The following is a 20,836-nucleotide window of genomic DNA, read 5'->3' on the forward strand; positions in this document are numbered from 1 at the left end:
AATTTTTGATACCCAGAAAATTCTACGAATTTTCGACGGTGTTCAAAAATTTCTTGAATTTTTGATACCCAGAAAATTCTACGAATTTTCGACGGCTTTTAAAGACTCAGAAGAACCATTAAACGCCACCAAAGTCAGCCAGATTTCTGGTGTAGACAAAAAAGAAGTTGACAAAATAATGAAAGAACTTAAAAAAGATGAAACTATTTATTACCCTAAAAGGTGCTACTGGACATTAAAAGAATAAATAGCTGTATTTTTTATTTTTACTCAGTAAATTTTATTTACAAAAATTAATTTTTAAAGGAATATTTACATACAGCAAGATTAAATGAATTAGTAACTTATCCAGTTGCTCACTTCATAAGTTATGTAGCTACCACTTATCTAATACATTTTAGCAGTAGCATTAGGCAGCATGCACTAGATGTACTCTAAAAATAAAGTAAGCTGATTAAGAGCAAAATATTTTTTTAAATTCTCAAATAGCTTGAAATAAATGCAAAAAAAGCAAAACCTCCAATAAAAGCTAATGCCGCAAGTCTTGCTTCCCCATTTCTGTGAGATTCAGGTATAATTTCTTCAGCAGTTACTGTTAATAAAACACCGGCAGCAAAAGCCAGTATTATATATTTTACGATCGGAGGCTGCCCTTTAACAAGGAAATAGCCTGCTGATGCACCTAACAAAACAGGTAAACTCGCAAAAAGATTTAAAACTATCCTTAAATTCTTTTTAATTCCCCTTTCTTTAAAGGATGCGATGGTTGCAAAACCTTCAGGTATATCTGCAGAAACCACACCTAATGCAACTAAAAAACCAATTTGTAAATCTATTAAAGACCCTGCACCGATTAAAAGACCATCAGTAAATGAATCTATTGCAACGCCAAAAAAGATTGCCCAAGCAGTTGTTGAGTGATTTACACTACCTAGTCTTCCCTGTACAAAGTTAATCAGCTGATCAATAGTAATAAAAAAAATACCGCCCACAATAAATGCTAAAATAGTTATCCAGGGGGTGTTTGATTTTAAAATTTCAGGCATTAATTCAATACTAATTACAGCAAGTATAATCCCTGCCGCTACGTGCAAAGCTAAACTTAAATTTTTTCTGTCTATTTTTAAAAATTCTGCAGCAATACCTCCGGCAAAAGTTCCTAGGGCCGGCAGTAACGAGAATAATATGATTAACAAGAATTCATTCATGTTTACACTTTAAAGTTATGTTAAACCAATTATTTTATTTTTTATATTTTTTATAAATAATAAAACATATTACAGCTATCACCAGCCCAACAACCACTATTTCTTCAGATATACCAATTTCAGATTCTATAGTCCTGTATAAACTTCCAAACTGCCATGCAATTCCTCCTAAGATAAATGATTTTACTAATGTCCCTATGAAAGTAATGATGATATACCTCTTAACATCATATTTTATAAAACCGCAAAATGCGCTGATAACAACACTTGGTACTATAGGAAGAGCTCTCGCTGTAAAAATTGATAATGCCATTAAATTATTTTTAGAATAATTCTCTTCTGTTTTTTCTATTTCCTTCCATGAAAGTCCAAGGTATTTACCCCAACGGTCAATGAAGGGTTTGCCAATATAATAAACAATTCCATAAATAAGTAAAGATCCAATAGTAACCCCTGCCGCTGCAGGTACAGCTATATTAATTAAAAGGATCTGGAATGCATGAAATGAAATGGGGATATTTTCCATTATAAAAAAGCTCGAACCCATTATAACAGCTGTTGATGGTATTGGAGCAATAATCTCTTCAAGGACACTTCCAAAAAAGATGCCCCATGAACCATATGTGATTATAAATCCTTCTAAAAAGGCCACTAACTCCGTAAACATAGATTGAAACCTCTTTTAAACAATATTTTCTATAATTAAACAAAAATTGTTTTTGTAACAAGCAGTTTTAAAAAATAGAGTTAATCAGATTTTGCACATGTTTAATATGTAATTTGACCTACAAATACATTTTCAATAGGTATAATTCAGATTTTTAAATTTATGTCTAATCATAAGTTGAGATCTTCTAATTAATTAAATAAATCACGTATTGATAAAAACTGATTAAGTTAATCAGTTATTCACTTCATAAGTTATACATTTATTAAGTTTCGTTTAATGTAATGAGAAATATGTCAGAAGGTTAAATGCCATAATCTACATTTGCCCTCTACCTGAAAAGAAAATTGCCAAATCCTGAAGCTATGCCCATTGAATTTTTGTTATCACCAATAAATTCATTTAAAAAATCTAAATCAAAATTTATGCCACCAAAATACATGAATTATCCATTATTTAATTATAAATACAGTTCTATATTTTAAGGCAAAAAACTTGAAAATACATCCCTCCACTGAATTTCACCATAACCGCATTAAAAGTACAACTTATAAGTTATAAAGAAATATTTATATACTAAAACGTTTACATTATAAGTTAAGTGGAATTAATCGCTCCACTTAAGGAGATGTAATCAACATTGCTTTTTCATCTCCTTTCATCCCCTTCCACAAACTTGTTATCTATTAAAATTGATCTTCAACTTATTTTACAATTAAAAAATTACAACAAAAAATAAAATACCCCATTTTAACTTACAGAACTTATTCAGTTATTCAATTATTAAGTTACACAGTTATTAATTATTTAACTCATTAATGAAGAATGCTTTAATAGTTATCTATTTAAAAAAAGTAAAAAAGCTGAAAAGTTAAACATTTTATCCCATTCTACAGGTTCCATTATCACTGACACGTTGCCCTCCGTATCTTCAAATGCCGCCATGGTGCCTACATTGGGAACTGTCTGTTTTTCCATCAACATTTTTCCACCGGCCTCTTCAATTTTATGGATATATTCATCCATGGAATCAACAACAATGTATTTTTAACCATAACCTCATTTGAGATTATTGCACCGTTTATACCTCTTTCTCCCTGTTTTTACAAGCCAGTAAACAAATAGACCTTTCTATTTATTAATTGTGGTAGCTATGTTTTGCAAGCACCAGTTTCCAATTTTAACCCTGCAAAAATCATAGATTTTAAGGGATTTATCAGAGTAATTCAATGTAATTAATTCAATATAGGCTGAATTAAACCACCCCCATAATTGGTGCAAACTTAAGCCTGCCCATCTATATTTCATTAACTTATAGCACGATCCACAGAAAAATAATGTCAAATTTTTTGATTGTGGGCCTGTTAAGGAACACTAACTAATAAATTCCATAATTATAAATATTTTAAAAAAGGTAATAAGTAATATTTTAAATAAGAAAGATAATAACTCAAATAAAGAATAATATATCCAAATTTAGTTAGTTAAACTATTCAAAATGACCTGATTCACATATATAAAATGTTATACCCCTTAAAAGATATTTTGAATATTTAAACAAAATAAAATGAAAAGAAACGAAAAAATGTCCAATAAAAAAGAAGTTAAATTGAATTACAGAAGATAGTGAGGAATAATAATGAAAACCACTAAATCGGGAGAAAAGCTAAATTTGATAGCTGAGGAAGGTAAAGGAAAATTATATGAATGCAAAGGGTTTTTAGTCCCAGTTCTCTCAGGTTCCAGTAGGGAAATGGGTACCCAGTACGGAACAATGATGGCTGAATCAATGCAGAAGGCCTACGATGTGCTGGTAAAGCCTGCATTTAAATCAGGTGTTCTTACAGATGAAGATACACAGGTGTGGACTGAAAGAGCAGTTTCAACATTTTCAAACCATAACCGGGAGTTTTATAACGGTTTGGTAGAAGGTACGGGATGGTCACAGGTTAAAATAGGTATACTCGATCAGTTGATGGAATTTGGAGCTTATCAAGCTGCTTTACATATTTTGTCAGGGTGCACATCTATTTTCGCCTGGAAAAACTTCTCCAAGGACGGACACATGTATATCGGTCGAAATATGGATTGGAGTATGCAGTACAACAAGTTCCCCCAAGTTTTAACTGTAATAAATCCTGATGACGGCCGCTACCGCCATGCAAGTGTCGGATGGCCAGGAATATACTGCGCACTCACTGCACTTAATGAACACGGTGTTTACCTGGACGTCCACGATGGTACCAGCATGGGAGGGATGGTAATTTGTAAGGATCGCCCGCCGATTACAGGAATACTAAATGATATAATTTCAGATACTGCATCATTAGAAGGGCTTATTAAGCGTTTAAACGGCACCAACTGCAGTGCATCCTTAATTTTGAACCTTGCAGATGAATCAAGTGCAGCATCCATGGAATGTTCCTCTTTGGGTGGTAACAGGGTTCGAATTTCAGACAACAATTCCCTGGTGGCTGTAAATTCATTCTTAAACCCAGACTGGGGAATTCACAGGCGAGACACATTAAGCCACTCGCTGGAACGTTTATCCAACATGACCAACCGATTGAACGAAAATAAAGGTAGTATCGACGTTGCCAAAACATGTGAACTCATGGACCTGCCACTGTTCGATGCAGACGGTACCCTCGGTAAGGGATGTACCAAGCCCACCAAGGTGGACATCGACCAGACCACCCACCAGGTAGTGACCGATGTTTCAAAGAGAAAGATCTGGCTCAAGGTACCAAACCCCGACTACTTCGTGGACTGGACTCCCTTTGACCTGAAAACACTATGGATATAGCGCGAATAATTTCACTCATGTCGGGAGTATTGTGCAAATATTATCATTCATGCCCAGAAGGTTGTGTAAATAATATCGCTTCATTTTCATGTGATTGCTGATTAAGTAAATTACATTTTTTAAAATGAATCCCCTGTAATCAATTAAAATTACAATTTAACATGAAGTATAACTCATACACAGGATCATGGACATGTAAAAATCGCAGATTTTTACGGTCACAAAAACCGAAGTTTTTGTGAACATGAGCGATCATTTAAATATTTATGTAGCCTTTGATCAAATGGAATTTTTTAAAACAGGTTCAACTTAAATTAACCCGTAAACATGCTAAAACCATGTACATGACAATAAACATGAGCAAATGATTTAAATAACAAATGCCATTACCAAATACAGTTTATAGGTGTTACAGGTATATTTAAAGATTAATAACTGCCCATTATGCAAATAGTATGCAAAAAAGCCAAAACAAAACTGTTTAGGTGAATTAATTTATTCCATTTATTTTTTTTAAAATACATCACTTTATATAGTATCAAAAATAGAAAAATTGTTGAAGCCTGTTTTTAGGCTTATAATAAGGACGTGAAAAATTGTTTGGAAATAATTACGGAAGAGATAATAGAGGAAATTCTGCTCCTGTAAACGAAGGAGAAGAATACGATGTTAAAATAGAAGATATGGGAAGAGATGGAGACGGAATCGCTAAAGTAGAAGGTTTCATAGTTTTTGTAAATGGAGCTAAAAAAGGCGATGAAGTTAAAATTAAAATCAACTCTGTAAGAAGAAACTTTGCTTTTGCAGATGTAGTAGAATAGCTTAATTTAAGTTTTAAGTTAATTTTTAATGCTCTTAATCCATATTAATGCTTTAAATTATATTATAATTACATTAAAAGTTTTTATTAAGATATCACGTCTTATCATCGAAACTACTGGTCATGAGCTTTTAAAATTTAATTTTCATTTAAATTTATCTATCTTTTACTTTTTTTAAACTCCATTTACATATTTTATTGAATTAAACGAGGAATAATATGGCAGATTACGGTATTACTGGAGTTAAATATGATAGTATCGGCAAACACATCGAATGGGTTAAAGTCGGTGAATTCACAGGTAGTTCCTTCGGAATAAGAGAAAACTGGCTGCGGACTAAAGTGATTTCAGAATTTGAGAAAGGAAAAACTTTCATAACAGTTTTAAAACATGGGGATAGATTAAAAAAGGGATTAAATATAAGTATAGTTACTGTGAATGGAAAAAAATATATCCGCACAGACAACGACGATAAAAATTCTGACAACTTAAAAGATATTCCTGAATTTCTATAATAATAGATAAATTATTAGTTTTTCTAAATCTGGTTTTAAATATCATAATATCCTAAAAATTAAAAAATATTGTCTAAAATCTAATTAAAATAATGCATAAGTTTCATTATCTAAAAATTGAATTAATTCAATATTTTTAGGGTAATTCTATCATACCCCACTATTTTTAAATTGTTTTTATCCACTTACAACTGCTTTATACCAGATATCCTCACCATCGATCCACGAATCTACAATAACATATGGGGTTCCACACATATCAACAGTTTGACCCTTAATCTGGTCTTTTAATTTCTCTTTATCTTCATGGGTTATATTATCTCCCTGTTTTGATGAAATATTTAATATTCCCGTATATTCCTTCTTTAAAGCATAATTTTCCATTTAACCACCAAATTTATATCCATAATGAAATTTTCTTTAAAATTCATTTTTGTTACATTTAAATAAAAACTTTATTTTCATAATTTCTAAAAATCTTCTGATTAATAGCAATATTTATATACTTAAACTTTTACATTATACATTAGGTAAAAAGATCACCACACCCACAGGTGATTTATTTCATAGCATATATCTAAAAGCGTTAAATGGTTATTAAAATGAATAAAAAAGAAATTAACGGTAAAACCACAGAATGCGCATCTAAAATGCACATATTATTATTTATTACCGGATTTATTTTACTGGGCGCTGTTTTAGAGCTGATTTTTGGCGAGAATGCGACTAAAGTGTTTCCCATAGTTTTAATTGCAATGTACATTATTTATATTTACATAAAATATTTAAAACAGTTTAAAATATCTAAATTATTAAATTTACGTGTTAATAATGTAAATGGAGGTTAAATAAATGAAAATAAGAATATTGCCGTTATTTATGATGGTTTTAATGGCATTTTATGTAGCTCAGCCCATATTTGCTGGTAACCCACAGCTAGAAGATACAAAAATAGCAATGAAAAACGGTGGACCACTGCAAGATATAACCGTTAACGCTGGAGATTCCATAGAATTACAGGCCAGATTATACTGGTACTGGTACACTGTTGATCAGGTAAATGCTCAATGGATCCCTCAAATATGTCGTTATTTGAATTTCTACGTGTATAAATCAAATGCTGATGGGACTAATGGAGACTTAGTATGGTCAGATACAGCAATAACTAATTTTTTCACAGCTAACGCAAATCCTGATGAATTTACCCTTAACGAGAAGGGTACTTACAACCTGTTAGTAAAATATGAAGGAAAACTAAAACACTGCAGTGCAGCAGCTAAAATTTATGTGGTTTAGGCCACATACTTCCACTTTTTATGTAGATTAAAAATTGAACAATTAAAAAACTTCAAATCTGTATATACTTAAAGTCTGCACCAAGATAAGTCAAGATTGCAAAGACACAGTAAAGTCAAAGCTATTTTTCAGACTCTTTATCTTCCAAGCTTGAGTAAGGATGTGCTTTAAAATCTAGAGTTCAGTAAAATATTAGATTAAAGTCCTTGTTTTTGCAATAACGACTTATATGTACATAAAGTAATGAATTTATAAAGACTTAAACGAACTTATTTTAAAAAGTAAGCATATTGTAATTACCATAGAAAAAAAGCTAAAATTAAAGTAATCCCAGCGAAACAGTAAACAATTGAACTACAAATTGTAATATATCTAATATTTTATGAAATAAACATAAAAATTGCAATCACTATAATAAAAAGAGTAATGATTTAAAACCACATTTGAACTGGTAAACCCTATAAATTCTTAAGGTATCTAGATGACTTTACTCCTAAAGCTCCAAATATAAATCCTATAATCAGATACACAGGTAAAGCGATAATGTAAGTTCCGGGATTTATAAGCTCAACAAAGGATAAAATAAAGCATAATATTATTCCATTGAGTGCACCACTTTTCCAGTTATTTCTTACCCAAAATCCAGTAAATCCACTAGCAATTATAAGTGCTGAAAACATTTCAAAAGCTTTTAAATTTGAATCAATCTCAATAATACTATCAATATTAGTAAAAAATATAATTATAATTAACCATACTGCAAATCCAAGACAGATACTAATTAAATTTAATCTTTTAACTTTTAATTTTGAATTATCTTCTTTTATGAGAATTTTACCACAATTACTGCAATATCTAGACTTATCTGTATTTTCAATCCCGCATTCAGAACAATAGCCCATATTAATCCCCATTTTCAATGTAATAATTTTTATTTGTCCTATTTAAAAGTTTTAAGCCAAGTACTGCTCCAATAGCCCCAATTAATCCAAATAAAATACTGGCAATTAACATACCAATTAATAAAGAAATTATATCTGTTACATCTAAACCTACTGTACTTACAGCTTCAAAATGAATTCCTAATATATTTGGTAACTGGAAAATAAGTCCTATAATTGCCCATACTATTATACTAATAAAACCTACAATCCATCCATTAATGGCAATATACTTCATTTTTTTTAATTTTATTAGAATAACCTGTTAGCATGCCTCCAAAGAAAATACCAATAAAACCAGCTATAAATATACCAATTAAAAGGCTAACTAATAAACCTTTTCCAATTGCAGGGAAATCTAAGATTAAATTGTTCCATGCAGATGATTTTTCCATATTTTGAGGAATATAACCATTATCTAATTTTCCAGTTGTCCTATTCTGAATTAATTTTCTCCCACAATTTGAACAGAATTTAGACTCTTCACTATTTTCAGTTCCGCATTTACCACAAAAAACCAATTAAACTCCCCATATATCAATAATTTATAAGTATTGTTTATAAACATAATGATTGGATTTAAAGGAATAATATTAAAATCAAACATAAAATTTAGTTTTGATAGATTATTTGGAGTAGGAATCATGCTTGGATTACTATGTGACCTATTTAAAATAAATAGTTTAACTTTTTAGAAAGGAAATAGATAAGGAATATACAACATTTTTTAGTGAAGAAATTATTATACAATAAAAACATTTAGAAAAAGGAAGAATTGATATCAATAATTAAATGACACATTCTCTCCAGTTAGAATAATAAGTTCCCAAATAATCCCTCAATTCTTTAAATTTTTTCTTAATATTCATTTTCTTTAAATGTAATTTTAAATTCAGTCCCATTATCTAACCTAAGATGAATATTGCCCTGAATTTGACCTGTAAGACTGTTTACTAACCTCAACCCCAGTGAATCAGTATTTTTGAAATCTAATTCTTCTGGAAATCCAACTCCATTATCTTTAACCGTGAGTACAAAATGGTCGCCTTCTGGCTTGAAATTAACGTTAATCTCATTCATCATTTCATTTTGACCAGCAGCTATGTTATCTGCCAATTGCTTGAGATATAATACTGGAAAAGCATGTTTCATAGAGTTGGATACAAGTTCATTAACTATTAAACCAAGGGGAACTACTGTATTAATATCAAGCATTACATCATCAACATCTAGATTTAATTTAATGAGATCTGGATCAGTAACATAAGTATAAAATAAATCTGCAGTTAATGTCTTAATGTATTCACCAAAGTTAATTTGTTTAAGATCATTGGAATTATAAAGCTTTTCATGAATTAATGCCATTGATCTAGCTCTGCTTTGACTTTCCCTGAAAATATTAAGTGTATCTTTATCTTTAATATATCTCGACTGCAAACTAAGTAAGCTTGAAATAACCATTAAATTATTTTTTACTCTATGATGAATCTCTTTTAAAAGAATATCTTTTTCATTTAAAGATTCTTTTAACTGTTCCTCTGCCTTTTTATAATCAGTGACATCCTGAATAATTGCAGTGAAATAATCTTCTCCCTGTGAGCTCCATGTGGCAACAGATATATCAAATGGAAAGTCATCCCCATTCTTCCGCAGTGCAATCATTCCCTCTTTTTTAAAAGATTTAAAATTTATATCTGGTTTAAATTTAAATAATCCTTCAAAAAAATTCTTTTTATATTCTTCAGGCATCAATATAATTGCAGATTTACCTATAACTTCTTCTGCAGAGTATCCGAAGATATCATGAGCTCCGCTATTCCATGAAACAATGGTTCCGCCGCGGTTTAAAGTTATAATTGCCGCCATTGCAGATTCAACCACTGAACGGTATTTTTTCTCGCTTTCAATTAGAATTTCCTTTGATTTCTCAATTTCATCACTTAAAATTACGACTATAACACCTACAAAGATAAACATTGCAGATCGAAAATAATCTTCAGTTACTGGGAGGGCGACATCGCCTGATGAAACATGACTCAAAATTAAAGCAATCGATAATAAAATTGGAACAATTAAACCCCTCTTTTTCCACCAGATAGCCGCCAGAATAATAGGGATATAAAAAAAATGGGTGAAAACTACACTAATTCCAAGCATATAATGAAAATAATATATTAAAAAAAGCGAAAATCCAATAAGCAATCCTATAACTGCAATCTGATATTTTTTATTTTGCATCATGAGATTAATTCTCATATAATCTTCCCTAAGTTTACTAAAAGGCATCAAAGAATTTCTATAATTTATTGAGATTATTATAAACTATCATATTGTAAAAAGCGAGGTATATACATTTCTATAACAAAACAGAGAAAAAGTCAGATTATAATAACTAAAATTAGTAAGATATTAGACTTAATAATATTATACTCCCTTAAAAAGATAATATAAATTATATGGTTTAGATTTCAAATCTTTTATATACTCCCAAAAATTAAAGAGAAATCTTTATATACTTAAAATCTTACATTAGAATAATGCATGATTGTATAAAGAGCACACAAATTTCTATACCTTTTTTACAGTCTCTTTAACATCTGGGTGTTAGTAAAAATACTTTACAAACCAGAGTTCAGTAAAAGGCTCATTTTTAAAAACGAGTATTAACTTTACAAAAAAAATAAAAAGATTTATATATACATAAACATGATAAATTTATAATTATAATTATAAATAATAACAAATTAAAAAAGAGTGGTTTGATGCTTACATCTGTTCAAAAAGAAATATTGCAAAGTTTGATTAACCTTTACAGGAAATCAAAAGGCAAGTCCATTAAAGGAGAAGAAATTGCCGAGCTTATGAGCCGTAACCCCGGGACTATACGGAACCAGATGCAGTCCCTTAGAAGTTTAGGACTTGTTAAAGGTGTCCCCGGACCCCGTGGAGGTTACAAACCGACCATAGAAGCATATCACACTTTAAATATCAGCGCTATTGATAAAGAAGCTTTAGTGCCCATATTCAAAAAAGGGAAAAGAGTGGGAGACTTAAGCGTTGCCAAAATAGAATTTACAAGTATTCCTCATCCAGGAGAATGCGAAGCCGCCATAAAAGTGGTGGGAAACATAAAACAGCTTGACCTTGGAGACAGGATAAAAGTAGGCCCAACACCAGTAAACAAACTCATAGTAAACGGTATGGTAGTGGGAAGAGACGATGTGGATAACCTTCTTCTTCTGGATACCACAAACATAAGGAGCATCCCTAAAAAATCAGTTATAGAAGTGGCAAGCCACGACCTCATAACATTGAAGCCTTCCATGAATGTAAAAGACGCTGCAACAGTGCTGTCTGAACACAAAATAGAAGGTGCCCCTATAATTGAAGATGAAGAAGTAATGGGGATTTTAACTTTAAGCGACATATCAAAGGCAATTGCAGAGGGAAAAGAAAACCTCAAAATCACAGAACTCATGTCAAAAAATATCATAACTGTTGAAAAAGACCTTATGATTGCAGACGCCATTGAAGTTATGAATAAAAACAAAATAGGCAGACTTATTGTAGTGGATAACGATAATCTTCCCCTTGGTATCGTAACAAGAACCGATCTTCTGGATAAAATAGCCGGTATAAAATAATTCAAAACTTTTTTTTTAAGTTAACTGTATATTTTAAATTTAATTAATTTTATTAAGCCACCCATAAACTATATTGAAAATAAATTCAAATAGTTAATTTTAATTTTAATTAGTTTTAATTCGATTTATTAGGGATGTGAAAACTTGAAAATTCAACACATGGAAGTCAAAGAAAACATGAGCGTTCTTGATTTAATAGAAGAGATGGGTAAATCAGGAGTTTTAGGCGCTGGCAGAGTATCTAAAGCTACACATTTATTTGCAGATTCAATTAAAGATGAAGACACATCAGTTTTTTTAAGCGTTGCAGGCCCTCTGGTACCAGGGGGACTTCGAAAAATAATTTTTGATCTTATAAATGACGGCTTTGTAGATGTTTTAATAACAAGCGGAGCCAATATAACCCATGATCTGGTTGAATCATTCGGTGGAGGGCATTACAGAGGTATCAGTGCCGATGATGAAGAGTTATGTCAACAGGGAATGGGAAGAATTGGCGATGTTTACACCAAGTCACATGATTTTGAAGTATTTGAAGAAAAGATCAGCGAAATTCTAAGTAAAATCGCGGAAAAAAAGAAAATCATTTCAATTAGAGAGTTCCTGTTTGAAATTGGAAACATGATTGAAGATGAAAATTCAATACTTAAAATAGCAGCCCAAAAAGGCGTTCCAATTTATGCGCCAGGTATAATCGACAGCATGCTTGGCCTTCAACTATGGATGTTTACCCAGGATAAAGAACTTCACCTTGATGCTGTTGGGGACATGAGTGAACTTTCAGACATTGTATTTGATGCTAAAAAGGTAACAGCTGTACTCCTTGGAGGTGGTTTACCTAAACACTATGCCCTTGCATCCAACCTCCTTAAAGGCGGTGTAGATGCGGCTATTCAAGTTACCATGGATAGGAGTGAAACTGGAAGTTTAAGCGGGGCACCCTTAGAAGAAGCAAAATCATGGGCAAAAGCAAAGGCTGGTTCTAACCTTGTAACTGTAATTGGGGATGTAACTATAATCTTTCCAATGATGGTTGCAGGTGCAAGGGAAATTATAGCACGTTAACCATATAAAACAATTATAAATCGTTATTTCATTAAAATGAGTTATTCACGATTGTGAATATAACTAAATTTTTAAATGGAATCCACTAATTAAGCAAAATTAATTAAAATAGACGTAAATACGCCTATTTTTTGATACGAGTTAATCTAACTGAGATTAACTTTCAACATATCTTTCTGGATGTTCCAGAAAGAGCTTTTTACTGCAAAGTGAGCAGAAATAATATGTTTTACCGTCGTATCCTGCCACGTGTTTAGCAGTACTTGGATCAACTTCTTTTTTAAATACGGGATCTACAAACACATTCATTACGGTGCCTGCTGTCATTTCTTTTTCAAGATCTAAACCCATTTTTACACCACCTATCAATACTGTCAAATCTATCGAAATCTTGGATTTCAATGTTTTTAAATTGGAGTTGAAGAAAATGCTCCGCATTTTCTGTGTATCAAAAATGTAGTTTTTGATAATTTTGTTAACTCCATTTTACAACCGTAAAAATTGGAGATTTTTACATGCCAGTGAAATTTCCAATTTTACAGGTTTATAATTAAAGTAATGTAAAAACAAAAAAATAGTTTTCGGTTTTATTGTATGATCCATCCTCTCAGGGAGTATTTACAGGTATTACTGAATTTTTGGAAAATAAATATATATTTTTTCTACAAACATTCTTAAGCTTGCACTACATGTTTTAAAGTTTTTTTATGCATTTTTGGTAAGATGGACATAAGTGTACTCATAATACCGGTTTTTCTTTACCGTCCTATGACCACCCCCCTCTCATTATATGGTACCTGTTATATTTTTCCTAATATAATAACTTTTTGTAAATGATTATTAATAGTGAATGACGTAACTTTTTAAACGCTTAATTTTAGAATTTATGCTCTGTAGAAAACATTGAAAAATTCAGATAATATTGTGATGGTTCAAGTATACTGTTTAACTAAAACTACACAAAATTTAAGAACAATTCTACAATTATGATGATCTCTACATAGCCAGAATTTGAATATATATTTAAATCAGGGGCATATTACCAAAATTTCTTATAAAATTTAGTCAAAAATATTTGGTCATTCACTATAAATAATAGTTCCACAAAAACTTAAATTACTTTAAGCCCAAAGATAACATTTAATAGTTTATTGAATTATCAAGGAAAATTTTGCATTTTAATTAAAATAATTCAAAAACACCAGATTGATGTTTTTTTAATCTATTATCCACTTATAAAAACTTTTAAATATATTACAAAAAAAATTTCTACCTTTAATTATTTAACCGTGATTTTTATGTTAGAGATACCCCTTTACGCTTTATCCGGATTTTTAATGAAAATATCCGATGATATGCACGATAAAAAAAATAATATGGTCCTTGGAATACTTGCAGGGATTTTATGCGGATTGATGTTAGGATATTTAGTTACAATTAGTGTAGACGCCGCATATATCTTCTTTGGAGTTTTCATCGGCACTTTTATTGCAAAAAAAGTAAACTGCATTAACCACATAGTTACAGCACTTATATTTGTTATAATTGTGTTTTTATTAGGTTTTCCTGCAGTTGGAATAGGTACATTAGCCATATGCACAATTGCAGCATATATAGATGAAATAGGAAACGATAACAAAAGAATTTATGAAAAAAGTAAGATACTGGAAATATTTTTCGAGTACAGGTTTGCCCTTAAAACAGCAATTTTAGTACTTGCAATACTTGGAGTTATTCAGAGCTTTTATCCTGGCTTTAAAATCTATGGAATTTACTTCTTAGGAATTCAGACCTTTTTATATTTCCTGCTGTTTGAGATATCCTATGAATTAGCTGGTTTAAAATTCGATGCTATTTACGATAAAGTTTACAGCGTGATCGGGAACCTCAATAAGAGCAGTTAAATTAAAAAATTAGATAATTAAGATTTAATGCTACAAATATATCTTCCACAGCTTTTAAGGTCTTTCGATAAGTAGATAAACCATTTATAATTATATACAAAGCATATAACCTGTTTAAAAATTCAAAATAAGCATTTGAACCAAAAAAAGATAGATAATTAAGATTTAATGCTACCAATTAAATCTTCCACAGCTTTTAAGGTCTTTCGATAAGTAGATAAACCATTTACAATTCTAAAGCATATAACATATCTAGAAATTCAAAATAATAAACATTTAAACCCCAAAAAAAATAGATAACTACTATTTAATGCTACCAATTAAATCTTCCACAGCTTTTTTAGGATCTTCTGATAGGTAAATAGATCTTCCAACAATGAGGGCATCTGCAAATTTTAATGTATCTTTAGGGTCTCCCCCTTGAGTTCCAACTCCAGGAGATATTAAAAATGAATCTTTTCCTATAACAGACCGGATCTTTTCAAGGCGGTCCAGTTTAGTAGAAGGCCCTACAAAGTTAGTGATTCCAAGGTCAACTCCCATCTTTGCGATATCTTCTGCATGCTGCTGCAGGAACATGGAAGCGCCGGGATGGGACATTTCAGTTAAAAGAAACACATCTTTACCATACTTTTCTGCAGAGTTCATGCATGCAAGTGCGCTGTCATCACCAACAAATCCATGGACAATTATTGCATCTGTTCCCGCCTCAAATGTAACATCTGCTATTTTTTGATTGGTTGAAGGTATATCTGCAACTTTAAAATCAGCGATTATGCTGCAGTTAAATTCTTCTTTAATGGCTGTTATGGACTGAAGTCCCTCACTTAAAACCAGGGGATAACCTATTTTAATTGTATTTAAGTAGTCTGAAACACTTTCAACAATCCTAAGTGCTTCTGTCATATTTAAAACATCAAGAGCTAGAATTATGTCATTTTCAACTTCCATAATTTTAGTATATTAGACTAGTTTAAATGATTTTCCGATATACATTTAAATGATTTTACAAGCTGCATTTACATCTAACAGTGTATAAGTTAATCACTTATTAAGTGAATAACTTAACCATTAATTCAAAATTTAGAAATTAACACAAGGGTGGTTTAAAATTTCAATAAAAAAGTTCATTTAAACAGGTAATATATCCCGGACACTGAAAGGAGACATCAGTGTCCAGGAAAGTTCAGTGGTCTAATTAATAATAAGTTTGTACTTATTAATAAATTTTACCTTTTAATACATGACATGTTAAATAGTATTTTCTTTTGTCAATTTTTCCATCTGCTGTAGAATGCAAAATAACCTAATAACTTAAGCTGTACTATAAATTTGGTTATAAAAAAGTTTACATATAATTTATAAAATAAATCAGACATTATAACTAATTTAAGCGGTATTTGAAATTAATTTTATATTTTCCAGCAAATATTTCAAAATTTGAACGCAATTATCCTTTTTACAGGTATTTATAGAAATTTATGTTATTAATACTTATTTAAAAATATTTATTATAAATGAGGAATTATACTATATTCATGATAATTGGTTATCACAATTCACATGAACAATTTCCACCGAGCAAACTGCTCAAATTTGTACAGATGGCTGAAAAAAATGGATTTAATGGAGCATCGTCATCTGATCATTTTTATCCATGGAGTGAATCTCAGGGAGAAAGTGGATTTGTATGGTCATGGCTTGGATCTGCACTACAGGCCACTTCATTACCCTTTGGAGTAGTGAATGCCCCCGGACAGAGGTATCATCCTACAATAATTGCACAGGCTACTGCTACACTAACAGAAATGTATCCTGAACGATTCTGGATAGCGGTAGGGAGTGGACAATTATTAAATGAAAGCATAACTGGAGACAAGTGGCCTCCCAAAAGCATACGCAATGAAAGGTTAAAAGAATCTGCAAAAATTATACGTAAGTTGTGGGCCGGTGAAACTGTTACCCACTACGGCCATGTCACGGTAGAAGGAGCCAAATTATACACCCGTCCAGAAAACCCACCACCCCTGATTGGAGCAGCAATAACTCCTGAAACTGCAGAATGGTTGGGTAAATGGGCAGATGGATTAATAACTGTTGCAGAAAATCCATATAAACTGGGCAAAATAATTAAAGCTTTTCATAGAGGGGGCGGGAAAGGAAAACCAGCATACATAAAACTGGAAGTATCCTATGACCCCGCGGAAGAAAAAGCTTTAAAAGGAGCCTATGGCCAGTGGAAATCTAATATTTTTGAAAGCAATGTATTAACTAATTTAAAATCACCTGAACAATTTGATAATGCTTCAAAGTTGATTGATCCGGAAGTTATAAGAGCTAAAGTAAATATTTTCACAGATATCAACGAATATGTGGAACTTTTAGATGAATATATCCAGCTAGGTGTTGATCATATTTATATCCATAACGTTAACCTTAACCAGGAACAGTTTATAGAAGATTTCGGACAAAAAGTACTTCCATTTGTGATGGATTAAATATGCTCTTTTTGAACCGCTTTTCAGTGATAATATGCCACTGAAATTAGTCCATTAAAGGTGTTTGAATGATTTGTAAATATTATAAGCCTATAAACGATTATGGTGCAATCGGCAATCTCAGAACTGTTGCATTAATTGGAAAAGATGGATCAATAGACTGGTGCTGTTTTCCTGTTATTGATAATCCCAGCATTTTTGGAGCTATCCTTGATATAAGGCAGGGCGGGCGTTTTCAGGTATCTGTGCCAGATGCAGGTATTGGATTTCAGTACTATGTTAAAGATACCAATATTTTAAAAACACAGTTTAAAATAGGCCGCAGCGAACTTACTGTAACTGATTTTATGCCGCTTTGGGGAAATATTAATAAATGCGGCGGATCTTATGCGCCTCCAGAAATTCATCGAGTTTTAGAATGCCATGGAGATGATATGGAAATAGAAGTTGAATGGTCGCCTAAATTTGATTACGCGCGTGTTCCCACTATAATAAAAGAGATAGATGATGTATGGACAGCTACCGATGGAAATAACAAGCTATCCTTATGTAACATTAATAATGCAAAGGTAGTAAATGGGAAAAATGGTCCCAGTTTATATTCTTCTTTCCAGATGAAAGATGGTGAGAAAAGAGCAGTAATTACGCGCTGGAATTCTAAAAATATGGATGGAGATATTGATACATCAAATGAACTAATGGAACGCACCGCCAGTACATGGAAAAAGTGGGTTCACAAAGAACCATCAATAAATGCCCATGAATGGGCTGCTGAATGGTTTCCTTTCTTAATTCGTTCTAAACTTGCCCTTAAAATGATGATTCATGATGACACAGGGGCCGTGATGGCTGCTCCCACTACATCACTTCCAGAAGCTATAGGAGAAGTTTTGAATTGTGACTACCGCTATACCTGGGTTAGAGACGCATCCATGGTTGGACAGGCACTTATTTCTACAGGACATGTGAAAGAAGCTGTTGACTTATTTAGATGGGTAGAAAAAGTGTCCAAAGAGCATTTTGAAAAAGGTGAAGGAATTAAGATAATGTACGGATTGCACGGCGAAATTGAGCTTGAAGAAAAAACATTGGATCATTTAGAAGGATATAAAAGGTCTAAACCCATTCATATTGGTAATGGGGCAGTTAATCAAGTCCAACATGGAATATACGGCGAACTTTTAAATACAGCCTATGAATTAGTGCGTAGAGATATAAAACTTGAACCAGAAATGATGAATTTTTTAAGTAGAGTTGCTGATCGTGCATGTGAAGTTTGGAAAGAAAAAGACAGCGGAATATGGGAAGAAAGAAAAAATCTCCGCCATTATACCTATTCCAAAGTCATGATGTGGGTTGCACTGGATAGGGCAATTCATTTATCCCGTAATTATAACTTTCCAGGAGATACCGATAAATGGAAAAAATCAAGATCTGAGATAAGGGAAGCAGTTCTAAAATACGGCTATGATAAAGAATTAGGTTCTTTTGTAAGATCCTTTGGACAAAAAGAATTAGATGCTGCTAATTTACGTATTCCTTTACTTGAATTTCTGCCGTTTGATGATGAAAGGATTCAGGGAACCATTAACAATACCCTGAAATATCTTACAGAAAACCAGCTTGTCTACAGGTATTTTAAAAAAGAGGGACCTCACAGCAGAGAAGGAACATTTGCACTCTGTACTTTCTGGCTTGTGGATACACTTGCCCTTTCAGGAAGGATAGATGAAGCTAGAGACATTTTTGAAAATATTATAAATCACACCAATCATGTGGGGCTTTTATCTGAAATGATAGATGCAGAAACCGGCGAACTTCTAGGTAACTTCCCCCAGGCATTTTCCCATATTGGCATGATAAACAGCATGGTTTATTTAGCTTATGCTGAGGGAAAACCAGTTCCTGTAGCTCCAGTTGGAACTTCCAAACACCGAGAAAAAATGGATTCAAGAAGAGATTTTTGATATTATCTGGAGATTTTAAGGTGAAAATAAACAATAAAATAATACCTGAAGCTCCGAAAGGGCGTGAACGGCTTAAATGGATTGGACCTGCCATAATCTGGATGATATCAGCTATTGCTACTGGAGAACTTATTTTTACCCCAAGAATTGCTTCTTTATACGGTTACACAGTACTGTGGACAATGGTTCTTGCCATTTTTCTTAAGACACTGCTTGCCAGAGAAATAGGACGTTATGCCGTTGTCACAGGGAGCTCTCTTCTAGAAGGCATTAAAACATTACCCGGACCTGGAAATTGGGGAGTATGGTTAATCATTTTGCCACAATTTTTTGTAGCTGTTGCTACCCTCGTTGGAATGTCAGGCGCTGCAAGCTCGGCCATTATCCTGGTTATACCCGGAGGATTCCAATTTTGGGCCATCATTTTTCTTTTAATATCCATTACACTGGTATTTTTTGGTAAATACCGCGGCGTAGAACTGATATCAATAGTAATGGCCCTTGTAATAACCACTGCACTTGTAACAGCAGCCATATTGATATTTCCAGGCATAAATGTACTGGCTGCAGGCTTAGTTCCTTCTTTACCACCTAATGTAAATTTCAGTGAATTGCTCCCATGGATTGGCTTTATGATGTCTGGAGCTGCAGGCCTTATATGGTATTCATTCTGGCTTGTCACCCGAGGATATGGGGCTGCTTATTACCGCTTCAGGGAAGCTGAAGAAACTGAAGTGATTAAAAGCATGGACTCCGAACCAACTGCAGATGAACTGGAATTTGAAGTAATTGAAGAAACAGAACCTCTTGATATATCTAGAATTACTGGTGAAGAAAAGAAGCATTTAAAAGGATGGATCAATATTATGACCTTTTCAACCACTGTTGCGGCGTCCATTGTGTTGATACTCCTTATCGCGCTGATGATATTAGGTGCACAGCTATTAAGGCCTGCCGGTCTGGTTCCAGAGGGTCCTGCAGTGACTGCAGTTTTAAGCGAGCTTCTTGGAGGCATATGGGGAATAGCAGGTGCAGCATTAATGATTGTGGCTGCATTTTTTGCTTTCTGGAGTACAATAGTTGCAAATCTTGATGGGTGGACAAGGATGCTTGGCCAGGGATCAATTTTTATTTTAAGGCAATTCAAAAGCTCAGGGAAATATTTATCTATGCGTTTTTACCGTTACTTATACTTAATTGGTCTGATGGGTATTTTACCTGTTATATTTATTATTTTAAGGCCCGAACCTATCGAGTTTTTAATCATTGCAGGGATCATTGAAGCTGTGCATATTCCAGTAGTGGCATTTTCAGTTCTTTACCTTAACTGGAGAACCCTTCCAGCAGATTTTAAACCTTCAAAACCAGTTATTATTTTAACAGGTGCAGTAGGACTATTTTTCATGGTTTTTGCAGCTTATTACATCTATATTGAATTATTAGGTTTATAAATGGTGAATATCGTGCGAATAATAGATATTTCGATGCAAATACATGAAGATAT

The 20,836-nt window shown here is 32.4% G+C and carries 22 protein-coding genes; 12 read left to right on the top strand and 10 right to left on the bottom strand.

Annotation, left to right across the window (positions count from 1 at the left end; all coding sequences use genetic code 11):
- Positions 1-247 (top strand): hypothetical protein (locus tag EJ01_RS17445; protein ID WP_245611108.1); only part of this gene is annotated, 247 nt, incomplete at its 5' end.
- Positions 248-473: 226 nt separating this feature from the next.
- Here the strand turns inward: EJ01_RS17445 and EJ01_RS00035 are convergent.
- The 3 genes from EJ01_RS00035 to EJ01_RS16205 form a co-directional block, all read right to left on the bottom strand.
- Complete coding sequence (locus tag EJ01_RS00035; protein WP_048079895.1) at positions 474-1,208, bottom strand: ZIP family metal transporter; 735 nt, start codon at positions 1,206-1,208, stop codon at positions 474-476.
- A gap of 34 nt (positions 1,209-1,242) precedes the next feature.
- A complete protein-coding gene (locus EJ01_RS00040) occupies positions 1,243-1,875 on the bottom strand; it encodes a DedA family protein (RefSeq protein ID WP_048079896.1) in 633 nt (210 codons plus the stop codon).
- Between the two features lie 837 nt (positions 1,876-2,712).
- Positions 2,713-2,901, bottom strand: coding sequence for a VOC family protein (locus EJ01_RS16205; protein ID WP_052375709.1), 189 nt, complete (start codon positions 2,899-2,901; stop codon positions 2,713-2,715).
- A gap of 613 nt (positions 2,902-3,514) precedes the next feature.
- On the opposite strand from EJ01_RS16205, the gene EJ01_RS00050 reads away from it, so the two are divergent.
- The 3 genes from EJ01_RS00050 (at position 3,515) to EJ01_RS00060 (ending at position 6,017) form a co-directional block, all read left to right on the top strand.
- A complete protein-coding gene (locus EJ01_RS00050) occupies positions 3,515-4,681 on the top strand; it encodes a C45 family autoproteolytic acyltransferase/hydolase (protein ID WP_048079897.1) in 1,167 nt (388 codons plus the stop codon).
- Between the two features lie 596 nt (positions 4,682-5,277).
- The gene (locus EJ01_RS00055) at positions 5,278-5,502 is read left to right on the top strand and encodes a TRAM domain-containing protein (protein WP_048192834.1); all 225 of its coding nucleotides are present in this window, start codon (positions 5,278-5,280) and stop codon (positions 5,500-5,502) included.
- Positions 5,503-5,720: 218 nt separating this feature from the next.
- A complete protein-coding gene (locus EJ01_RS00060) occupies positions 5,721-6,017 on the top strand; it encodes a DUF3892 domain-containing protein (RefSeq protein WP_048079899.1) in 297 nt (98 codons plus the stop codon).
- 177 nt (positions 6,018-6,194) lie between these two features.
- On the opposite strand, the gene EJ01_RS00065 is transcribed toward EJ01_RS00060, so the two are convergent.
- A complete protein-coding gene (locus EJ01_RS00065; protein ID WP_048079900.1) occupies positions 6,195-6,401 on the bottom strand; it encodes a hypothetical protein in 207 nt (68 codons plus the stop codon).
- Between the two features lie 218 nt (positions 6,402-6,619).
- Between EJ01_RS00065 and EJ01_RS00070 the strand changes: the two genes are divergently transcribed.
- Positions 6,620-6,865, top strand: a complete 246-nt coding sequence (locus tag EJ01_RS00070) for a hypothetical protein (protein WP_157197511.1) — start codon at positions 6,620-6,622, stop codon at positions 6,863-6,865.
- A gap of 4 nt (positions 6,866-6,869) precedes the next feature.
- Positions 6,870-7,313, top strand: a complete 444-nt coding sequence (locus EJ01_RS00075) for a hypothetical protein (protein ID WP_048079902.1) — start codon at positions 6,870-6,872, stop codon at positions 7,311-7,313.
- A gap of 458 nt (positions 7,314-7,771) precedes the next feature.
- Here the strand turns inward: EJ01_RS00075 and EJ01_RS00080 are convergent, their stop codons facing one another.
- The 4 genes from EJ01_RS00080 to EJ01_RS00095 form a co-directional block, all read right to left on the bottom strand.
- Positions 7,772-8,215 carry a zinc ribbon domain-containing protein gene (locus EJ01_RS00080; protein ID WP_048079903.1) on the bottom strand — a complete coding sequence of 148 codons (444 nt, stop codon included), beginning with the start codon at positions 8,213-8,215 and terminating at the stop codon, positions 7,772-7,774.
- 1 nt (position 8,216) lies between these two features.
- Positions 8,217-8,492 (bottom strand): hypothetical protein, encoded by a 276-nt coding sequence (locus tag EJ01_RS00085; protein ID WP_048079904.1) that lies wholly within the window; start codon positions 8,490-8,492, stop codon positions 8,217-8,219.
- Positions 8,473-8,775, bottom strand: coding sequence for a zinc-ribbon domain-containing protein (locus EJ01_RS00090; protein WP_048079905.1), 303 nt, complete (start codon positions 8,773-8,775; stop codon positions 8,473-8,475). The genes EJ01_RS00085 and EJ01_RS00090 overlap by 20 nt, the downstream gene beginning before the upstream one ends.
- A gap of 337 nt (positions 8,776-9,112) precedes the next feature.
- Complete coding sequence (locus EJ01_RS00095; protein WP_052375711.1) at positions 9,113-10,510, bottom strand: sensor histidine kinase; 1,398 nt, start codon at positions 10,508-10,510, stop codon at positions 9,113-9,115.
- 506 nt (positions 10,511-11,016) lie between these two features.
- On the opposite strand from EJ01_RS00095, the gene EJ01_RS00100 reads away from it, so the two are divergent.
- Positions 11,017-11,898, top strand: a complete 882-nt coding sequence (locus tag EJ01_RS00100; protein WP_048079906.1) for a CBS domain-containing protein — start codon at positions 11,017-11,019, stop codon at positions 11,896-11,898.
- Positions 11,899-12,057: 159 nt separating this feature from the next.
- Positions 12,058-12,963 (top strand): deoxyhypusine synthase, encoded by a 906-nt coding sequence (locus EJ01_RS00105; RefSeq protein ID WP_048080523.1) that lies wholly within the window; start codon positions 12,058-12,060, stop codon positions 12,961-12,963.
- 156 nt (positions 12,964-13,119) lie between these two features.
- Here EJ01_RS00105 and EJ01_RS00110 read toward each other — a convergent pair whose 3' ends face one another.
- Positions 13,120-13,314, bottom strand: coding sequence for a YHS domain-containing protein (locus tag EJ01_RS00110; RefSeq protein WP_048079907.1), 195 nt, complete (start codon positions 13,312-13,314; stop codon positions 13,120-13,122).
- A gap of 947 nt (positions 13,315-14,261) precedes the next feature.
- On the opposite strand from EJ01_RS00110, the gene EJ01_RS00115 reads away from it, so the two are divergent.
- Positions 14,262-14,867, top strand: coding sequence for a hypothetical protein (locus EJ01_RS00115; RefSeq protein WP_048079908.1), 606 nt, complete (start codon positions 14,262-14,264; stop codon positions 14,865-14,867).
- A gap of 303 nt (positions 14,868-15,170) precedes the next feature.
- Here EJ01_RS00115 and pyrF read toward each other — a convergent pair whose 3' ends face one another.
- A complete protein-coding gene (pyrF, locus tag EJ01_RS00120; RefSeq protein WP_048079909.1) occupies positions 15,171-15,818 on the bottom strand; it encodes an orotidine-5'-phosphate decarboxylase in 648 nt (215 codons plus the stop codon).
- A 587-nt stretch (positions 15,819-16,405) separates the two neighbouring features.
- Here pyrF and EJ01_RS00125 point away from each other — a divergent pair.
- The 3 genes from EJ01_RS00125 (at position 16,406) to EJ01_RS00135 (ending at position 20,783) form a co-directional block, all read left to right on the top strand.
- Positions 16,406-17,365, top strand: a complete 960-nt coding sequence (locus EJ01_RS00125; RefSeq protein ID WP_048079910.1) for a TIGR03885 family FMN-dependent LLM class oxidoreductase — start codon at positions 16,406-16,408, stop codon at positions 17,363-17,365.
- A 68-nt stretch (positions 17,366-17,433) separates the two neighbouring features.
- Positions 17,434-19,332, top strand: coding sequence for a glycoside hydrolase family 15 protein (locus EJ01_RS00130; RefSeq protein ID WP_048079911.1), 1,899 nt, complete (start codon positions 17,434-17,436; stop codon positions 19,330-19,332).
- 20 nt (positions 19,333-19,352) lie between these two features.
- Positions 19,353-20,783, top strand: a complete 1,431-nt coding sequence (locus EJ01_RS00135) for an Nramp family divalent metal transporter (RefSeq protein ID WP_052375712.1) — start codon at positions 19,353-19,355, stop codon at positions 20,781-20,783.
- Positions 20,784-20,836: the final 53 nt, after the last annotated feature.

It is taken from the genome of Methanobacterium veterum, assembly GCF_000745485.1.
GTDB lineage: Archaea > Methanobacteriota > Methanobacteria > Methanobacteriales > Methanobacteriaceae > Methanobacterium_D > Methanobacterium_D veterum.